The 18,105-nt window shown below is 67.3% G+C and carries 10 protein-coding genes and 1 pseudogene; 8 read left to right on the plus strand and 3 right to left on the minus strand.

Annotated elements, in window-relative coordinates:
- The 3 genes and pseudogenes from VFY73_RS16080 to VFY73_RS16090 form a co-directional block, all read right to left on the minus strand.
- A pseudogene (locus tag VFY73_RS16080) lies at nucleotides 1-200 on the minus strand (IS110 family transposase); the annotation flags it as partial.
- Between the two features lie 120 nt (nucleotides 201-320).
- Nucleotides 321-1,673: an MFS transporter gene (locus tag VFY73_RS16085; RefSeq protein ID WP_329720519.1), complete on the minus strand. Its 1,353-nt coding sequence runs from the start codon at nucleotides 1,671-1,673 to the stop codon at nucleotides 321-323.
- Complete coding sequence (locus VFY73_RS16090; protein ID WP_329720521.1) at nucleotides 1,670-5,026, minus strand: GH39 family glycosyl hydrolase; 3,357 nt, start codon at nucleotides 5,024-5,026, stop codon at nucleotides 1,670-1,672. Before VFY73_RS16090 ends, VFY73_RS16085 begins: the two co-directional genes overlap by 4 nt.
- A gap of 163 nt (nucleotides 5,027-5,189) precedes the next feature.
- Between VFY73_RS16090 and VFY73_RS16095 the strand changes: the two genes are divergently transcribed.
- The 8 genes from VFY73_RS16095 to VFY73_RS16130 form a co-directional block, all read left to right on the plus strand.
- Nucleotides 5,190-6,425, plus strand: a complete 1,236-nt coding sequence (locus VFY73_RS16095) for an ROK family transcriptional regulator (RefSeq protein ID WP_329720523.1) — start codon at nucleotides 5,190-5,192, stop codon at nucleotides 6,423-6,425.
- A 120-nt stretch (nucleotides 6,426-6,545) separates the two neighbouring features.
- The gene (gene xylB, locus VFY73_RS16100) at nucleotides 6,546-8,018 is read left to right on the plus strand and encodes a xylulokinase (RefSeq protein WP_329720525.1); all 1,473 of its coding nucleotides are present in this window, start codon (nucleotides 6,546-6,548) and stop codon (nucleotides 8,016-8,018) included.
- 29 nt (nucleotides 8,019-8,047) lie between these two features.
- On the plus strand, nucleotides 8,048-9,370 hold the full coding sequence (xylA, locus tag VFY73_RS16105) for a xylose isomerase (protein ID WP_329720527.1): 1,323 nt from the start codon (nucleotides 8,048-8,050) through the stop codon (nucleotides 9,368-9,370).
- Nucleotides 9,371-9,547: 177 nt separating this feature from the next.
- On the plus strand, nucleotides 9,548-12,586 hold the full coding sequence (locus tag VFY73_RS16110; protein WP_329720529.1) for a TonB-dependent receptor: 3,039 nt from the start codon (nucleotides 9,548-9,550) through the stop codon (nucleotides 12,584-12,586).
- 17 nt (nucleotides 12,587-12,603) lie between these two features.
- Nucleotides 12,604-13,968, plus strand: a complete 1,365-nt coding sequence (locus VFY73_RS16115) for a GH1 family beta-glucosidase (RefSeq protein WP_329720531.1) — start codon at nucleotides 12,604-12,606, stop codon at nucleotides 13,966-13,968.
- Between the two features lie 11 nt (nucleotides 13,969-13,979).
- Nucleotides 13,980-15,455 carry an MFS transporter gene (locus VFY73_RS16120; RefSeq protein ID WP_329720533.1) on the plus strand — a complete coding sequence of 492 codons (1,476 nt, stop codon included), beginning with the start codon at nucleotides 13,980-13,982 and terminating at the stop codon, nucleotides 15,453-15,455.
- Between the two features lie 107 nt (nucleotides 15,456-15,562).
- On the plus strand, nucleotides 15,563-16,957 hold the full coding sequence (locus VFY73_RS16125) for a glycoside hydrolase family 5 protein (RefSeq protein ID WP_329720535.1): 1,395 nt from the start codon (nucleotides 15,563-15,565) through the stop codon (nucleotides 16,955-16,957).
- A gap of 14 nt (nucleotides 16,958-16,971) precedes the next feature.
- Nucleotides 16,972-18,105, plus strand: a 1,134-nt coding sequence (locus VFY73_RS16130; protein ID WP_329720537.1) for a family 43 glycosylhydrolase, incomplete at its 3' end; no start/stop codon positions are given.

Here is an 18,105-nt window from a genome sequence, read left to right on the forward strand (position 1 = left end):
TAGCCCGTTGGGCCTGCTTCGTACACCACACTCACGGCAGCAGGATCTCCAGCCTTGCCCAGCACCTTCAGCAGTGCCCGCACATCCGGCCCCAGCGTGCCGGCAAAGCGAGCCGGCTCACGTCCAGCTTCGCAAGCCGCCACCGCAATCGTGTCCTTGTGGGCGTCCAGACCGACGAAGAACTTGATACGCTCGTCCATGGCTCGTCTCCTTAACGCTGCGGCTGGCCCGCCCAGCCGCATGTGGCTCGGCACACCTCGGTGCGCAACCCACGATACTGGAGACGAGCCCTCGCCGCAGCCGGCGAGCGACCATGATGTCTAGTGCGCATGCCCGCCCCGCCCCGCCGCATCCCCTTCCCGATGCGGGAACGGCGCCCGCCACGCCAGCACGACGGGTGGGATGGACGCCAGCAGCACGAAGCCGAAGAAGCTGAGGTACTGCTGGTCGCAATGGGCGAACACCCAGCCGCTGACGGAGCCGGTGGCCCACTTGGTCATTGCCATCACGCCGGTGGCGAAGGCGTAGTGGGTCATCTTGAACGGCCCCGGCGCGACCTGCTGCATCATGTAGAGCATGTGGCCGACCGAGCCCATGCCAAAGCCGAACTTCTCGACCGCCACCACCACGCCAATCCACATCGGGTCCGTCGGCAGTGCCCAGGCCAGGTAGAAGTAGGTGACGTGCGGCAGGTTCAGGATCAGCGCCAGCACGAAGAACGAATGCGGCAGCGTGCGCCGCGCGACCAGGAAGCCGCCGAGAAACGCGCCGCCGATGAACGCCAGCGTGCCGGCCGTGCCGTTGATGAAGCCGAGTGATTCGTTGTCCAGGCCGAGGCCGCCTGCGCTGCGCGGATCGAGCATGAACAGCGGCCCGAAACGCTCGATGAAGCCCTCGCCGAAGCGGTAGAAGAAGATCACCGCCAGCATCATCCAGATGCCGGGCTTGCGGAAGAAGCTGATCCACGAGTCGCGCAGCGCCACGAAGGCCGCACCCACGCCCTGCCCTTGCACGGATGAAGGGGCGCCCGGCGGCAGCACGCTCAAATGCCACAGCGCGAAGACCCCCATCACGAAGGCGGTGCCGAACATCACCATCATCCAGCAGTGCACCCACGACAGGCCCACGTGGTTGTGCAGCCAGCCGGTCAGCGAGACCAGCAGGCCCGAGGCGATCACCGCGCCCATGTTCCAGCACATGCCCTGCAGGCCGGCGTAGCGCGCCTGGTCGCGCAGCGGCATCGTCGTCATGAAGACGCCGTCGGCCACGATGTCCTGTGTCGCCGAGGCGAAGCCGGTGATCCAGAAGAACGCGAGCGAGAGACGGAAGAAGTCGTCCAGCGGCAGGCAGAAGGCCACCAGGCCGAGCGAGAACATCATCGTGAACTGCATCGCGATGACCCACCAGCGCTTGGTCTTGAAGGGCTCAAGCAACGGCGACCACAGCGGCTTCAGCACCCATGGCAAATACATTTGCGAGGTGTAGAAGGCAATCTCCTCGTTCGAGATGCCGAGGTTCTTGTAGATGATCGCGGCCACCACGCCCACGGTGACGTTGGGCAGGCCCATCGCCAGGTACAGCGTCGGCACCCAGGTGAGCGGGTGATGCGGATGCGGTGCCGCGTCGGCGCTCGCGGGCGGCACGGCGGGCAGGTCTCGGCTGATGTCGGTCATGGGCGAGTGGTCGGTGCGGTGGGCGGGGTCAAGGCCTGCAAGGCGGCGGACACGTAGGCCAGCGGCGCGTTCCAGTTGATCGCGACTTCGTTGCTGGCGTAGCTGCAGTCGTGGTCGAGATAGGCCTTGGCCGGCACGTCGGAGGGATAGGGTTTCGGGCAATCTGCGCGGTCGTGCAGGCCCGGGTTCGGGCCACCGGCCAGGAAGCCCGGCACCGGCGCGGCCATGCCATCGGCCATCGATGGGCGGTGGTGCGGTTGCTGGGTCGAGCGGCTGCCGAAGCCGGTCACCATGCTCAGGCCCATCGGGTTGCGGCCGAGCACGTAGTCGAGCAAGGCCTGCGCCGCATCGAGTCGAGCTCGGTCGCCGTCGAGGCGGAAGCCCTGCACCAGCATCAGCGCCTGGTTCAGCGCCACCGCGTTGCTGCCCCACACCAGGTCGCTCGCCTGCATGCTGAGGCGGTAGGGTGAGCTGCGCCATGCGGCCGTCAACGCATCGGCCTGGGTGCGGATGCGGTTCTCGATCAACGTGCGGTCGGCTGCCGGCGTCAGGCGGTCGCGGTGATGGGCGAGCGACACCCAGGCCAGCGGCGCCACGCTGTTCCACCCGGGCACGCCCGAGGCCACCTTGTCTGGCTGCATCGCCGTCAGGTAGGCGTCGTCACGCGTGCTGATGTACAGCTCGGCCGCGGCCCAGGCAAATTCGTCGGCAAGCTGCTCGTCGTCGTAGCCACCGGTGTGGATGTCGGGCGGTTGCCGGTAGACCGCGGCGGGGTTGGCGCGCGCCCATTGCCAAGCCCGCTCGGCAGCTGTCCGCACGCGTGCAGACAGGCCGGGCTGTTCGCGTTCGAACGCGGCGAAGACGCGGCTGGCGGTGGCCATCACCGCGGCGAAGTTCAGCGCCGCAGCAGTGGTCTTCTGCACCACGTAGCGTGGCGTGGTGGCCTGGTGCGGCATCACGACGCCGTCGAAGCCCTTGTTGGTCAGCTTGTGATAGACGCCGCCATCGGCTGGGTCTTGCATCGCAAGCATCCACTCGAGGTTCCACAGCGCTTCGTCCAGCACGTCGGGCAGCGCATTGCCGCTCTCGGGAATGTCGAGCAATTGCTTGCCGAAGTGCTCGGGAAAGTGCTCCCACGCGGCGAGCAGCGTGTAGGTGGAGATGCCGGAGTTGACGATGTACTTGTTGTAGTCGCCAGCGTCGTACCAGCCCTTTGGCGCGCTGATCACCGCCCCCTCGGGCCGGCCCGGGCCAGCGGCCGAGGCATGCACCAGCACTTCGGTGTCGGCATGACCGGCGGGTCGTGCGTAGGCGCCGGCGTGGCGTGGGGGCAGCGCGGTGCCGGCACGGTTGAAGTAGAAAGCCTTGAGGCTTGCGGCGCCCAGGGCCGCATAGGCATCTGCCGCGATCACGAAAGTCGACGAGGCGGGCAGGCCATCCACTTTCAGCCGGTAGCGGCCCGGGGCCGTCAGTGCCGAGAAGTCGGCCAGCCGGTAGGCGGCGTGCGCCAGCGGCCACACCGCTGGCGTACTCAAGGTGCCGCGGAACACGGTGGCGCCCGTGCGCGCATCGACGACGCTGAAGCGCTCGGCTCGCGCCTTGGGCACGGCGGCCCATTTGGCCGCGCCGGGCAGGAAGCCGACCTGGTTGAGCTGGATTTCTCGCTCGCCAGCGATGGGTTGTGCGGTGGCCTTGGCACCTTTGGCGGGCTCCCGCTGCAGGGTCACCAGCACCACGTCATTGCTGCGCATGGCCGCGGTCCAGCGGAGACTGCCACCCTCCCCGACCAGCACGCTGCGGTCGACCTCGGGCCGGTCTTCGGTCAGTGCCTGCAGCCGCCGCAGTTGGTCAGGCGCCAGGGCCTTCGGCGAGCCCATCTCCAGGTAGGCCGTCTGCGCATCGTTCGCCTTGAAGCCGGTGCGCCGAAGCTGCAGCCGGTAGCGACCCGGCGGCAGGTGCCCGAAGCTCAGCGCGAGGGGGCGCGAAGCTACCGCCGGCACCGGCCGGCCGAAGACGCCGCGGTTGGTGGCTTTCTCCGCGCTCTGGTCGGGTGGCTGCGAGTCCCACACCACGATGGCCACGTTGTCACCATCCTTGGCAGCCAGCACGGCCGCATCGGCGGAAGGGATCTCGTGGCCCCGCAGCGCATGGAGGTACTTGTAGGCGAAGAAGGCCGGCTTGCGGATGCCCTCGCGCGTGAGCAGGCCGAAGCCGCCGTGGAAGGGCGTGGGCGGCGGGCCGGCTTCTTCGAACAGGTCGCTGTAGGTCCAGTAGCTCATCGCCTGAGCCAGGCCACGCGTGGCACGCAGCTTCGAGAGGATCCAGGGGCCGCTGATGTAGCTGTCGTGCACCAGGTCGCGCGGGTTGTAGCTGGTGCTCCACTCGGTGATGTAGAGCGGCAGCCCCGGGAAGGCCGAGGCCTGGATCTGTTCGCGCACCCGCCGCACGTCGCCGACGATCGAGTCGGGGTTGGGCGAAAGCTTGCGGTCGTCCTGCCCGTACTCGTCGAGGAAGCCGTGGTCCACGCCATAGGTGTGCGTAGTGACGAAGTCGACCGGCACGGCATTGGCCTTCGCGTAGGCCAGGAACTCGGGCACCCAGGCAGCGCCAGCCGTCGAGGGCCCACCGACCTTCAGCCCCGGGTCGATGTGCTTGATGGCGCGGGCCGTGGCGGCATAGAGCTCGAAGTAGGCGGTCTGGTCAGCACGCTCCCAGAAACCGTCAAGGTTGGGCTCGTTCCACACCTCGAACGGCCAGCGGCGCACTTCGTCTGCCCCATAGCGCTCGCGCAGGTGGCGCACGAAGGCATCGACCAGTGCCACCCAGCCTTCGCGCTGCGGATGAGAGGTGTTGCCCTTCCAGTAGAAGATGGTCTGTGGCGATGTGGCCAGGGCTTCGGGCGTGAAGCCGAGCTCGACGAAAGGGCGGATGCCGCTCGCCAACATCTTGTCGTAAAGGGCGTCGATGGCCGAGAAGTCGTACGTGGTGCGGCCACCCTCCACTTTCACGACGCCCATCACGTCATGGAAGAGCGCATGGAAGCGCATCGATCGGAAGCCCAGCTCGTCGACAGCGGTCTTCAGCTGCGCCAGGCTGTCGTCGCGGCGCAGCGTGCCCGGATAGTCAGCCCCCACCGAGAGATCGAAGAAGCGGTCCACCGGCGCCTTGGCCTGCGCCAAGTCAAGCCGGATCTCGCGCGGCGGCAACTCGGCGCTCACAACAGAGAAGCTGGCGAGGCTGCACCCGAGGGCCAGGGCGAACGCCCGGCCCTGGCGCGCTGCGGCGCAGATCACGGTGGCGTTTGGGACGCTGACGCAAGGCTGCAGCATCTGCTGCGCATCGGTGAACTTCATGAACCGATCCGAATAGAAAGAGAGAGATGAAAGGAACAGTCGCGTTCGACTGAAAAGGCGCGCCAGTCTGGTCCGCCTTGGTCCAAATGAAGTTAGGTGTTTCCACCACTTTAGTTCGTTCCGTCGCCAAACTAATAATAGTTTGACTTATGGATCAAATCGAGTGAATCAGGAGACCCGCTTGCTCGCCGCGGCCACCAGCATCCCGTCCGGAAATCAACAGCTGATCAAGGACATCAACCGCATGTCGCTGGTGCGGCATCTGTGCGCCCACCCGGGGCTGTCGCGGGCGGATCTGGCCACCGCCGTGGGCCTGACCAAGTCCACGGTGAGCCTGTTGGTACGCGAGCTGCTGGACGAAGGCTGGCTGGTGGAGCGCGAGGTCGTCGCCACCGGCGACCTGGGTCGCCGCCCCACCCCACTGTTCATCGATCCGTCTCGCCTGCTGCTGATGGGCGCCGAGGTCGGCATCGAATCGATCCGCGTCGTGGCCACCTCGCTGACGGGCGAAGTGCTGGCGCGCAGCGTCGCCAGCCACGGCACCACCGCAAAGGCCTGCATCGCGGCCCTGGCCAACGGGCTGCTGAAGGTGCGCCAGCAACTCGACGAAAGCTGTCGCCAGGTCATCGGCATCGGCATCGGCCTGCCGGGCGGCGTGGACGAGTCGCGCGGCTTCCTGCACTTCGCGCCCAACCTGCACTGGCGCGACGTGCCATTCGGCGCGCAACTGACCGAGAAGCTCAGCGGCACGGCGCTGAACGGCGTGCCACTCTACGTGCAGAACGAGGCCGACGCGGCGGCCATCGGCGAGCTGGAATTCAATCCCTTGCAGGCGTCGGACCCGCTGCTCTACGTCAGCATCAACCAGGGCGTGGGAGCGGGTGTGATCGTGGGTGACCGGCTGCTCACAGGCAGTCGCGGCTTCGCCGGCGAGGTGGGCCACATCGTGCTGCAGATCAACGGGCCGCAATGCTCCTGCGGCCGCCGCGGCTGCGCCGAAGCATTGATCGGATTGCGTGCACTCTCGCGTGGCGCACCCGAGGGTGAAGAAGCCCCGCCGCTGGCCGAGGTGCGGCAGCGTCTGGCCAGCGACCCCGACACCGTCCGTGCGGTGAGGAAGGCCGGCAGCCACCTCGGCGTGCTACTGCAGAACCTCTCCTCCGCGTATGACCCGGCCTGCATCGTGCTGGGCGGCTCAGTGGTCGAGCTGGGGGGCGACGTGTTCCTGTACCCGGCGCTGAAGACGCTCAACGACTACGCCAATGCGGCCAACCTCGCACCGACCCCTGTGCAGGTCTCGCGCTTCGGGGCCGATGCGGTCGCGGTCGGTGCCGCGGCATTGGCGCGCTACCACCTGACCCGGCCGCTCGCCGCGCCGGTCTTTAACGGAAGAACATGAAGCCCGCACGCTCCTTTCCAGTCGCGCCCCCCCACGGGAATCCGCGCACGCCACCTGGTGGCGGCGGCTCCTGCGGAGCGCCGTGTGGGAATTCGCGCTACGTATCGGAGGGGCGCTGAGATGTACCTCGGCATCGATCTCGGCACTTCCGAAGTCAAGCTGCTGCTGCTCGGCCCCGATGGGCACATCGTGGGCCAGGCGGGCTCGTCGCTCGAGGTGTCGCGCCCGCGTCCGTTGTGGTCCGAGCAGGCGCCCGAAGCCTGGTGGCTGGCCGTCGAGCTCGCGGTGGCGAAGCTGCGGCATGCGAACCCGCAGGCTTGGGCCGAGGTACGTGCCATCGGCCTGTCGGGGCAGATGCACGGCGCGGTGCTGCTCGACGAGGCCGACCGTGTGCTGCGCCCGGCCATCTTGTGGAACGACGGCCGCAGCCACGCCGAATGCGCGGCACTGACCGCCGCGGCGCCGAGCCTGCACGCCATCGCCGGCAACCTGGCGATGCCGGGCTTCACTGCGCCGAAGCTCCTGTGGGTCAAGCAGCACGAGCCGGATATCTTCGCCCGCATCCGCAGCGTGTTGCTGCCGAAGGACTACCTGCAACTGCGCCTGAGCGGCGAGAAGATCGGCGACCCGTCGGACGCTTCCGGAACGCTCTGGCTCGATGTGGCCGCGCGCGAGTGGTCCGACGACTTGCTGGCGGCCTGCGGCCTGAACCGCCGGCAGATGCCTCGCCTGGTCGAGAGCTGCCGGCCGGCATCGACACTGCGGCCCGAGCTGGCGCGCGAGTGGGGTTTGCCGCCCGGCGTCGTGATTGCCGCCGGCGCCGGCGACAACGCGGCCAGCGCCATCGGCATCGGCGCCACGCAGCCAGGCGATGGCTTCATCTCGCTCGGTACCTCGGGCGTGCTGTTCGTCGTCAACGACCGCTTCCGCCCCAACCCGGCCTCTGCCGTCCACGCTTTCTGCCATGCGTTGCCCGGGCGCTGGCACCAGATGAGCGTGATGCTCTCCGCCGCCAGCTGCCTGAAGTGGTTCACGCAGCTGTGCGGTGTCGCCGACGAAGCCATCTTGCTGGCCGAGGTCGAGGTCCTGAGCACCGCCGAGCGCAATGCCGCCCCGCTGTTCCTGCCCTACCTGGCAGGCGAGCGGACACCGCACAACAACCCGTTCGCACAGGGCAGCTTCAACGGCCTGACGCACGAAACGACGCGGGCCGCCTGCGCGTACGCGGTGCTCGAAGGCGTCGCGTTCGGGCTGGCCGACGGCCTGGCCGCGCTGCAGGCGGCGGGCACCGAGGTGGCGCGGCTGTCGCTGGTCGGCGGCGGCGCCCGCAGCCGCTACTGGGCGCAGCTCATCGCCGACGCGCTCGGCGTGGAGACCGTGCTGCACGCCGGTGGCGAAGCCGGCGGTGCCCTTGGCGCAGCTCGCCTCGCCTGGCTGGCGGCCGGTGGCGACGAGGCCACGGTGTGCACCAAGCCGGCCGTGGCCAGCCGCCACGCCCCCGATCCCGACCGCGAGCCAGCGCTGCGCCAACGCCTGCAGCGCTTCCGCGCGACCTATCGACAACTCCAACCCTCGAGCGACAGCGTGCGTTGATCGCCGATCGTCCACCACCCCAGTCCACCATGACGAAGAGTTATTTTCACGACATCGCCCCGATCGCCTACCGGGGAGCCGACAGCCACGAGCCGCTGGCCTTCCGCCACTACGACAAGAATCGCATCGTGCTGGGCAAGCGCATGGAAGAGCACCTGCGCTTTGCCGTCTGCTACTGGCACAACTTCTGCTGGACGGGGCTCGACCCGTTCGGCCAGGGCACCTTCCTGCGTCCCTGGTTCGAGGGCGGCTCGCCGATGGAACTGGCCGGCGCCAAGGCCGAGGCGGCGTTCGAGTTCTTCGCCAAGCTCGGCACGCCCTACTACTGCTTCCATGACCGCGACGTGGCCCCCGAAGGCGCCACCCCGCGCGAGAGCCACGAGAACTTCCGGCGCATGGTCGCCGTGCTGGGCGAGCACCAGCGGCGAACCGGCGTGAAGCTGCTGTGGGGCACGGCCAACCTGTTCAGCCACCGGCGCTTCATGAGCGGTGCCGCCTCCAACCCCGACCCCGCTCTGTTCGCGATGGCGGCGCTGCAAGTGCGCGACGCGATGAACGCCACGCTCGAACTTGGCGGTGAGAACTACGTGCTGTGGGGCGGCCGCGAAGGCTACGAGACGCTGCTGAACACGAACCTCGCCCATGAGCTGGACCAGCTTGGCCGCTTTCTCACGATGGCGGTCGAACACAAGCACAAGATCGGCTTCAAGGGCACGATCCTGATCGAGCCGAAGCCGCGCGAGCCGAGCAAGCACCAGTACGACTTCGACACCGCCACCGTCTATGGCTTCCTCGTGCGGTACGGGCTCGAGAAGGAGGTCAAGGTCAACATCGAGGCCAACCACGCCACGCTGTCGGGTCACAGCTTCGAGCACGAGATCGCGACGGCCGCCGCGCTCGGCATCCTCGGCAGCATCGACATGAACCGCGGCGACCCGCAGCTCGGCTGGGACACCGACCAGTTCCCGAACAACGTTCCCGAAACAGCGTTGGCGCTGTACTACGTTCTCAAGGCCGGCGGCTTGGGGCAAGGCGGCCTGAACTTCGACGCCAAGGTGCGCCGCCAGTCGATCGACGCGGTGGATCTGTTCCACGGTCACATCGGCGGCATGGACGTCTGCGCCCGCGCGCTGCTGATCGCCGAGAAGATGATCCTCGACGGAAGGCTGCAGGCCGCGGTCGACGCGCGCTACGCCGGCTGGGAAACCGCCGCTGCGCAGGACGTCCTGGCCGGCCGCATCTCGCTCGACCAGCTGGCCGAGCGGGTGCTTGCCGACAACGTCGACGTCGCCCCCGTCTCCGGCCGCCAGGAGGCGCTGGAGAACCTCGTCAACCGTTTTTGCGGAGCCTGACCACCAGCAAGCAGTACCACCCTTTCTTCCCCGCCTGGCGCAGCGAGACAACCGCGGCACGAACCGCGTCGCCGCTGCATGCGTGGCAGGCCATCACGGCTTGAGGAAGCGCGGCACAGCCGGCCGCGCGAGTAGTCCCGAGTGAGGGATATGTCTGAACCATAGAGAAAGCAAGACATGAGACAAGTTCAGAAGACAACGTTGTCTGTCGCCGCGGCCCAGGTGGCGCTGCTGTGGTGTGGTGGCGCATTGGCGCAGTCGCCGGCGCCAGCCCCAACGGCGGCAGCCGCACCTGCTGGGGCCGCCGAGCCGCCCGCAGAAGGGTCGAGCACCATCGTCGTCAAGGGCCAACGCGCCGCGCTGCAATCTGCGCAGAAGATCAAGCAGGAGTCGGACGAGATCGTCGACTCGATCGTCGCGGACGACATCGGCAAGCTGCCCGACCGCTCGGTGACCGAGGTGCTGCAACGCATCGTCGGCGTGACCATCGACCGCACGATGGCCAAGAACGACCCCGAGCACTATTCGGTCGAAGGCTCGGGCGTGAACATCCGCGGCCTGACCTGGGTGCGCTCGGAACTCAACGGCCGCGACTCCTTCAGCGCCAACGGTGGCCGCTCGCTCAACTTCGAAGACGTGCCGCCCGAGCTGATGGCCGGTGTCGACGTCTACAAGAACCCGTCGGCCGAGCAGACCGAAGGCGCCATTGGCGGCCTGGTCAACCTGCGTACCGCCCTGCCCTTCGACTACCAGGGGTTCAAGGGCGCCGTGTCGCTGCAGTCGACCTACTCGGCGCTGCGCGAGAAATTCTCGCCCTCGGGCTCGGTGCTGCTGTCCAACACCTGGGCCACCGACTTCGGCAAGTTCGGCGCGCTGATCGACCTCGCCTATTCGGAAAGCGCCACCCGCAACGACAAGATCCAGGTCGAGCCCTATTACCCACGCACCGACATCGTCGACGGCCAGACCGTCTGGGTGCCGAAAGGCGCGCAGTGGCGCTCGGAAGAGTTCGACCGCACCCGCCAGGGCAGCTACGGCGCACTGCAGTGGAAGCTGGGCGACCTGGAATCGTCGCTGACGCTGTTCCGCTCGGACTACCAGATGGATTGGATGGAGAACGCGTTGTTCGCCCAGTCCAACGCCTACAACATCACCGTCGACGAGGGTGCCACCTGGGGCCCGAACGGCAACCTCGTTCGCGGCACCATGCGCGCGCCTGCGGACGGCGGCATCAACTTCGGCGCCGACACGCGCGTAATGACGCGCGAATCGGCCACCCAGGACATCGGCTGGAACCTGAAGTGGAAGGCTTCCGAGCAGTGGAGCTTCAGCACCGACCTGCAGTACATCCGCGCGACCACCTCGAGCTTCGACTCCACCGTGGCCACCGGCGTGCGCATGGCCAAGGAAACGATCGACCTGTCGGGCGAGCTGCCGCGCCTGGTCTTCGACGACGAGGACCGCGCCATCCTGGCCGACCCGGCCAACTACTACTGGGGCTCCACCATGGAGCACTTCGAGCAGAGCAAGGGCACCGAGAAGGCCTGGCGCGGTGACGCCAAGTTCAAGTTCGACGACCCGGTGCTGGTGGACCTGCGTTTCGGCCTGCGCCTGACCGACCGGGACGCCCACACCGTGAACACCGGCTACAACTGGGCCGCCGTGACCCAGCCCTGGATGGCCTGGTGGTACCTGGCCCCGGGCAGCCTGGCCTACCTGAACGACCCGCGCTTCAGCAGCGGTGCCCAACTGCACAGCTTCGACAACTTCTTCAACCGCGGTTCGTCGATGCCGTCGCTGATCATGCCGGACAAGAGCGTCGCCGCCGGCTACCCCGACAGCTACGCCACGCTGCACGGCTACTCCAAGACGCTGTGCGAGGAGTGGAACGGCGACGGCAGCGGAGCCTGCTTCAACTTCTGGAACGCACGCGACCCGAACAACCCGCAGTACCAGAACCAGCAGCGCGAGCAGACCCAGGCCGCCTACACGCAGTTGCGCTTCGCCTTCGACGACTGGCAGTACCCGGTCGACGGCAACGTCGGCCTGCGCGTGGTCAACACCCGCAACAAGGCCCAGGGCTACATGGTCTTCGTGCCCGCGAGCAACGTGCCCGATGGCGCCACCGGCGTGCCGGTGCCCCGCATGTCCGCGCTTTCCGAGTCGCGCGACTACGAGCACGACTACGTGAACGTGCTGCCCAGCCTGAACCTGCGCATGAAGGCCGGCAAGGACCTGCAGTTCCGCTTCGGCTACGCCACGGGCATCTCGCGGCCGGACTTCAGCAATATGCAGGCCTACTCCAGCCTCACCCAGACGGCGGACGTGACGACGTTGCCCGATGGCACCACCCGCGTCAACAGCGTCTCGCACACCGGCGAGGCTTTCGGCAACCCGTTGCTGAAGCCGGTCAGGTCGCAGCAGGCCGACGTCACGGCCGAGTGGTACTTCGGCCGCACCGATTCGATCACCGTGGCCGCGTTCTACAAGGACCTGAAGGACATCATCATCAAGCAGACCTCCGTGGTGCAACTGCCTGACAACAGCGGCAACCCGGTCGACTTCGTGGTGACCAGCCCGATCAACGGCGCCAAGGGCCATGCGGCGGGCTTCGAAGTGGCCTACCAGCAGTATTTCGACATGCTGCCCGACTGGATGTCCGGCTTCGGCCTGCAGGCCAACTACACCTTCGTAGACAGCAAGCGTCGCCTGTACGACCCGGTGTACTCGCCTTATTGCAGCGGTGGCAACACGGCCGCCAATGTCAATCTGAACCTGAACGGTTGCGACACCGACGGGCGCACCTTCGGCAACCTGCCGATCGAGGGCCTCTCGCGCCACGCCTACAACCTGGCGTTGATGTACGACAAGGGCCCGTGGTCGGCGCGCCTGGCCTACAGCTGGCGCTCGAAGTACCTGCAGGCGGTCAATGCCAACGGCACCAACGGCACCGATGGCACCGACACCAACCCCGACAGCCCGACAGTCGGCCAGCACAACGTGGCCTGGGCCCTGCCCACCTGGCAGGACGCCTACGGCCAGGTCGATGCCGGCATCTACTACAAGTGGGACGACAACCTGCAGGTCGGCCTGGATGCCCAGAACCTCACCGACTCGGTCAACAAGCAGCTCATGCAGCAGCACATCGGCATGATGGGCCGCGCATGGAACGCCAACGGACCACGCTACACCGTGACGCTGCGCTACACGTTCTGACGCCACGACGAAGTCCCATGATCGACACGACCTTCACCTACTCCAGCCCGTTTCCGGACACCTTCGTGTTCGGCGTCGCCGCCGCCTCGGCGCAAATCGAAGGGGCGGCCTTCACCGACGGCAAGGGCGAGTCCATCTGGGACCACTTCTCCCGCATCCCGGGCAAGGTGGCCAACGGCGACACGCTGGACGTGGCCTGCGACCACTACCACCGCTTCGACGAGGACTTCGCGCTGATGGCCTCGCTGGGCGTCAAGCACTACCGCCTGTCCATCGGCTGGCCGCGCATCTTCCCGCAGGGGGATGGCGAGCTGAATCCCGCCGGGCTGGCCTTCTACCACCGCCTGTTCGACAGCATGGACCGCCACGGCATCACGCCGTGGGTGACCCTGTTCCACTGGGACCTGCCGCAGTCGCTGGAAGAGCGCGGCGGCTGGACCTCGCGTGTCACCGTCGATGCCTTTGCGCGCTATGCCGACACGGTGGTGCGCGAGTTCGGTCACCGGGTGAAGAACTGGATCACGCTCAACGAGATCCGCTGCTTCACGATGCTGGCCTACGGCTACGGCACCAAGGCGCCGGGACGGCGCGAGAGCGCGGCGGTCGTCAACCAGACGTTCCATCACGCACTGCTGTGCCATGGCCACGGCGTGCGCGCGGTGCGCGCCTTTGGTGGCGAAGGTGCGCGGGTCGGTTTGACCGACAACTGCGACGTGAGCGTGCCCGTCACCGAGTCGCCGGCCGACATCGCGGCGGCCGAGGCCTGGTTCCTCGACAAGAACCTGCACGTGCTGGGTGCCATCCACGGCAAGGGTTATGCACCGGCCTACCTGGACCGCGTGGGCGCCGACGCGCCGCGCGTCGAACCGGGCGACTTCGATCTGATCGGCCTGCCCACCGACTTCCTGGGCCTGAACATCTACACCGCCACCTACGTGCGCGCAGGCCGCAGCGGCGAACGTTATGACGCGCTGAGCCTGCCGCCCAACTACCCGCGGGCCGACAGCGCCTGGCTGCACCTGGTGCCGCAGGCCATCTACTGGGCCACGCGCATGTGCCACGAACTCTACGGCCACGACGCGATCTACATCACCGAGAACGGCTGCGGCTACAACGACGAGCGCGTGGTCAACGGCGAGGTGATCGACCTGCACCGGCGCGACTACCTGCGCAACCACCTGCGTGAAGTGCACCGCGCGATCGCCGACGGCGTGCCGGTGGACGGCTACTTCCTCTGGTCCTTCATCGACAATTACGAGTGGGAAGACGGCTACCAGCGCCGCTTCGGCATCGTGCACTGCGACTTCGAGACCCAGGTGCGCACGCCCAAGCTCTCCGCCCACTACTACACCGACGTGATGCGCACGCGGACGGTGCTGTGAGGGACACGATCGTGGCCAACCCAACGCTCGATACCTCGTTCGACACCCAGCTCGACATGCCCTCGACCCCGGCCGTCGCCGCGCAGCCCCGCGACCGTGTGCCGCTGAAGCAGAAGGTCGGCTACGGCCTCGGCTCGGTGATCGACATGTGGGGCCACTGGCTCTACCCGTCGCTCGCCTACACCGTCTTCAACGTGTTCCTCGGCATGGCGCCCGGACTGATCTCGACGGCGCAGATGGTCAAGGTCCTGGTCGACGCGGCGTCCGACGCCGTGTTCGGCTGGATCTCCGACAACACGCGCACGCGCCACGGCCGTCGCCGGCCCTTCATCCTGGTGGGTGGAGTGCTGGCGGGCATCGGGCTGCCGCTCATGTTCGCGGTGGGCCGAGGCTGGAGCAGCACCGAGTACTTCATCTTCATGCTGGTGTCCACCATCATCTACGTGCCGGTGATGAGCTGCTTCAACATGCCGTGGGTGAGCCTGGGCGCCGAGATGACGCCCGACTACCACGAACGCACCAGCGTCCAGGCGATCCGCAACCTGATCCAGAAGGTACCCGAGCTGGCGATGTTCTTCGCCGCGCAGTTCACCACGCTCGCGATCTTCCACGACGAAGCCGGCAAACCCGACATCCTGCTGGGCGCGCAGACCTACTGCACCATCCTCGGCGCCATCATGGTGGCGGCCGCGGTGGCCGTCTTCGTGCTGACGCGCGAGCGCTACTACGAGACCGTGGTCGTCGGCAACCGGCAGGAGCGCATTCCCTTCCGGGACACCCTCGGCCGCACCCTGCGCTGCAGGCCCTTCCGCAACGTGCTTTGCATGGTGCTGGCCTACGGCATCGGCACCGCGATGGTGAGCGCACTGGGCTGGTACAACACCATCTACTACGTGTGCAAGGGCGACATCACTTTGGCCGCCAAGTGGAACACCGCCATGGGCGCCGCCGGCATGGTGTTCGGCCTCCTGGGCATCCCCTTCTTCACGATGCTGGCGCGTCGGATCGGCAAGCGCCATGCCATGGCCACGGTGTTCGTGCTGGCCATCTGTGCCTTCATCGGCGACTGGTGGCTGTACGACCCTGAGCGGCCGTATCTGCAGCTGTTCGCCTGCGGTTTCGTCGCCTTCACCGGCGCGGGCTTCTGGATCCTCTACGGCTCGACGATCGGCGACGTGGTCGACTACGACGAGCTGGAAACCGGCCAGCGCCGCGAGGGATCGTTCTCGGCCTGCCAATCGTGGATCTCGAAAGTCGGTATCGCGATGGGCGTCGGCGCCTCGGGCTGGATCCTGCAGTTCACCGGCTTCGACGCCAAGCTGCCGGTACAAAGCGAGAACGCGATCTTCATGATCCGCATCCTTCTGTCGAGCTTGCCGGTCATCGGCCTGCTGATCGCGCTGATCGCGATCCTGCGCTTCCCGCTCACCGAAGCGCGCATGCACGCCATCCGCATCCAGCTCGAAGCGCGGCGCGGACGGGTCTGAGCGGGCCGCACGGCCACCACGGTTCCACCACCTGCCCGAGCCCGGAGGAGACAGCCGGTATCGGGCGCTCACCCACGGGTGGGTTCACCGCAGAAAGGCGAGAAGCAATGAACTCCTGGGTATCGATGATCTTGTCCGTCCTGGCGCTGTGCGCGAGCGCGGCGGTGCATGCGCAAGGCTGCGGCAGTGGCGGCGGCGTGACGGTGTGCCTCACCGCCACCGGCAGCGCCAACAACGTGCAGCTCAGCTGGACGGCCAGCGGCAACATCAGCAACGTGCAGGTCTACCGCGACACGAACAGCGACCCCAACGGTCGCAGCCGCATCGCGGTGCTGAACGCCTCGGCTCGCGGCTACACCGACAGCGGCGCCGTCTCGGGCACGCCGTACTGGTACTGGGTCAAGTTCAACGTCGGCAACAGCAGCTACAACTCCAACGCCGCTGCCACGGCGCGCGCCGGCATGCGCAACGTGACCAGCCTGCAGCTCTCCGCCAACATGTCGCCGGGCTGGAATGTCGGCAACTCGCTCGAGGCCATCGGCGGCGAGACAGCCTGGGGCAACCCGCTGGTGACCCAGGCGCTGATGAACTCGATCAAGTCCGCCGGCTTCAAGAGCGTGCGCATCCCCGTGTCGTGGAAGCAGTATGCCGATGCCAACGACAACATCAGCGCCAGCTGGATGGCCCGCGTGACCGAGGTGGTGAACTACGCCCGCAGCGCCGGCCTCTACGCCGTCATCAACATCCATTGGGATGGCGGCTGGATGCAGCCGACCTATGCCCAGCAGGCCACCGCGAATGCGCGCATCACCAAGTTCTGGACGCAGATCGCCAACAACTTCAAGACCTACGACGACTACCTGCTGTTCGCCGGCACGAACGAGGTCATGGTCGACGGCGACTACGGCACGCCGACCGTCGAGTACTACACGGTCCAGAACAGCTTCAACCAGACCTTCGTGAATGCGGTGCGCGCGACCGGCGGCTACAACGCCAGCCGCCACCTGGTCGTGCAGGGTTTCAACACCAACATCGACCACACCCTCAGCTTCTTCAACGTGCCCAGCGATTCGGCGACGAAGAAGCTGATGGTCGAGGTGCACTACTACGACCCGTTCAACTTCACGCTCAACGGCGACAACGACACCATCTGGCAGTGGGGCCGCATCGCCACCAATGCCGGCAACACCGAGACGTGGGCGAACGAGGCCTACGTCGACAACCAGATGAACCGGATGAAGACGCGCTTCATCGACGGCTTAGGGCTGGGCGTGCTGATGGGCGAGTACGGCGCGATCTTGCGCACCGCGGTCGACAGCAGCCAGCGCTACCGCACCTACTGGGACGAATACGTCACCCGCGCCGCCTTCACGCGCGGCATCGTGCCCGTCTACTGGGACAACGGCTACACCAGCGACCACCAGATGGGCCTGTTCAACCGCTCGACCGGCGCCCAGGTGCACAGCGAGGTGATCGGCACCATCGTCAACGCGGCCAAGTAGAGGAGCCGACCGCCATGCCTTCGATTTCGCGGCGCGAAGCCCTCGTGGCCACCTTGGCGGGCACGGCAGCGGCCGGCGGCGCATCCGCGGCGGCGGCGGCGGCGCCGGCCTGCCCCAGCCCGATGCCGCGCTTCGGCCGAGGCATCGAAGGCCAGCGCACGGCCGACCTGGGCGACGGCACCTTCCGCAACCCGATCGTGCCCGGCGACCGGCCGGACCCGACGATCCTGAAGGACGGTGCCGACTACTACATGACCTTCTCGTCGTTCCAGTCCTACCCGGGCGCGGTGATCTGGCATTCGCAGGACCTGGTGAACTGGACGCCGATCACCGCCGCACTGACCCGGCCGATCGGCACGGTGTGGGCGATGGACCTGGTCAAGCACGACGGACGCTACTACCTCTACATCCCGGTGCTGCGCGATGAGGGCACGACCATCTTCGTGACCCACGCCGCCGACATCCGCGGCCCGTGGAGCGAACCCGTCGACTTGAAGCTGCCCGGCTGCATCGACCCCGGCCATGCCGTTGGCGAAGACGGCAAGCGTTATCTCTTCGTCAACGGCATCCGGCGCATCGGCCTGGCCGACGACGGGTTGTCCACCGTCGGCACCCTGGAGCAAGCGTATGCGCCCTGGCAGTACCCGGCCGATTGGGTCGTGGAGATGTTCGCGCCGGAAGGCCCCAAGCTTTTCCGCCGCGGCGGCTGGTTCTACCTGGTCACCGCAGTGGGTGGCACCGCAGGACCGCCCACCAGCCACATGGTGATCGCGGCGCGTTCGAAGTCCATCCACGGGCCGTGGGAGCACTGCCCGCACAACCCGGTGGTGCGCACCTGGAGCGCCGACGAGCCCTGGTGGTCACGCGGCCATGCCAGCCTGGTCGAAGGCCCCGCCGGTGACTGGTGGATGGTCTACCACGGCTACGAGAACGGCTTTCGCACACTGGGCCGCCAGACCCTGCTGGAGCCTGTCGAGTGGACGGCCGACGGGTGGTTTCGCGCTCGTGGCGGCACGCTGGCCGCGCCGATGCGCAAGCCCAAGGGTGGGCGGGCCAGCCCTGCCGGCTTTGCGCTGTCGGATGACTTCTCGACAAGCGCGCTCGGCCTGCGCTGGAGCTTCTTCGCGCCCGGCCCCGACGAGGCCACG

This window comes from Ideonella sp. (assembly GCF_036277275.1).
Taxonomy (GTDB): Bacteria; Pseudomonadota; Gammaproteobacteria; order Burkholderiales; family Burkholderiaceae_C; genus Ideonella.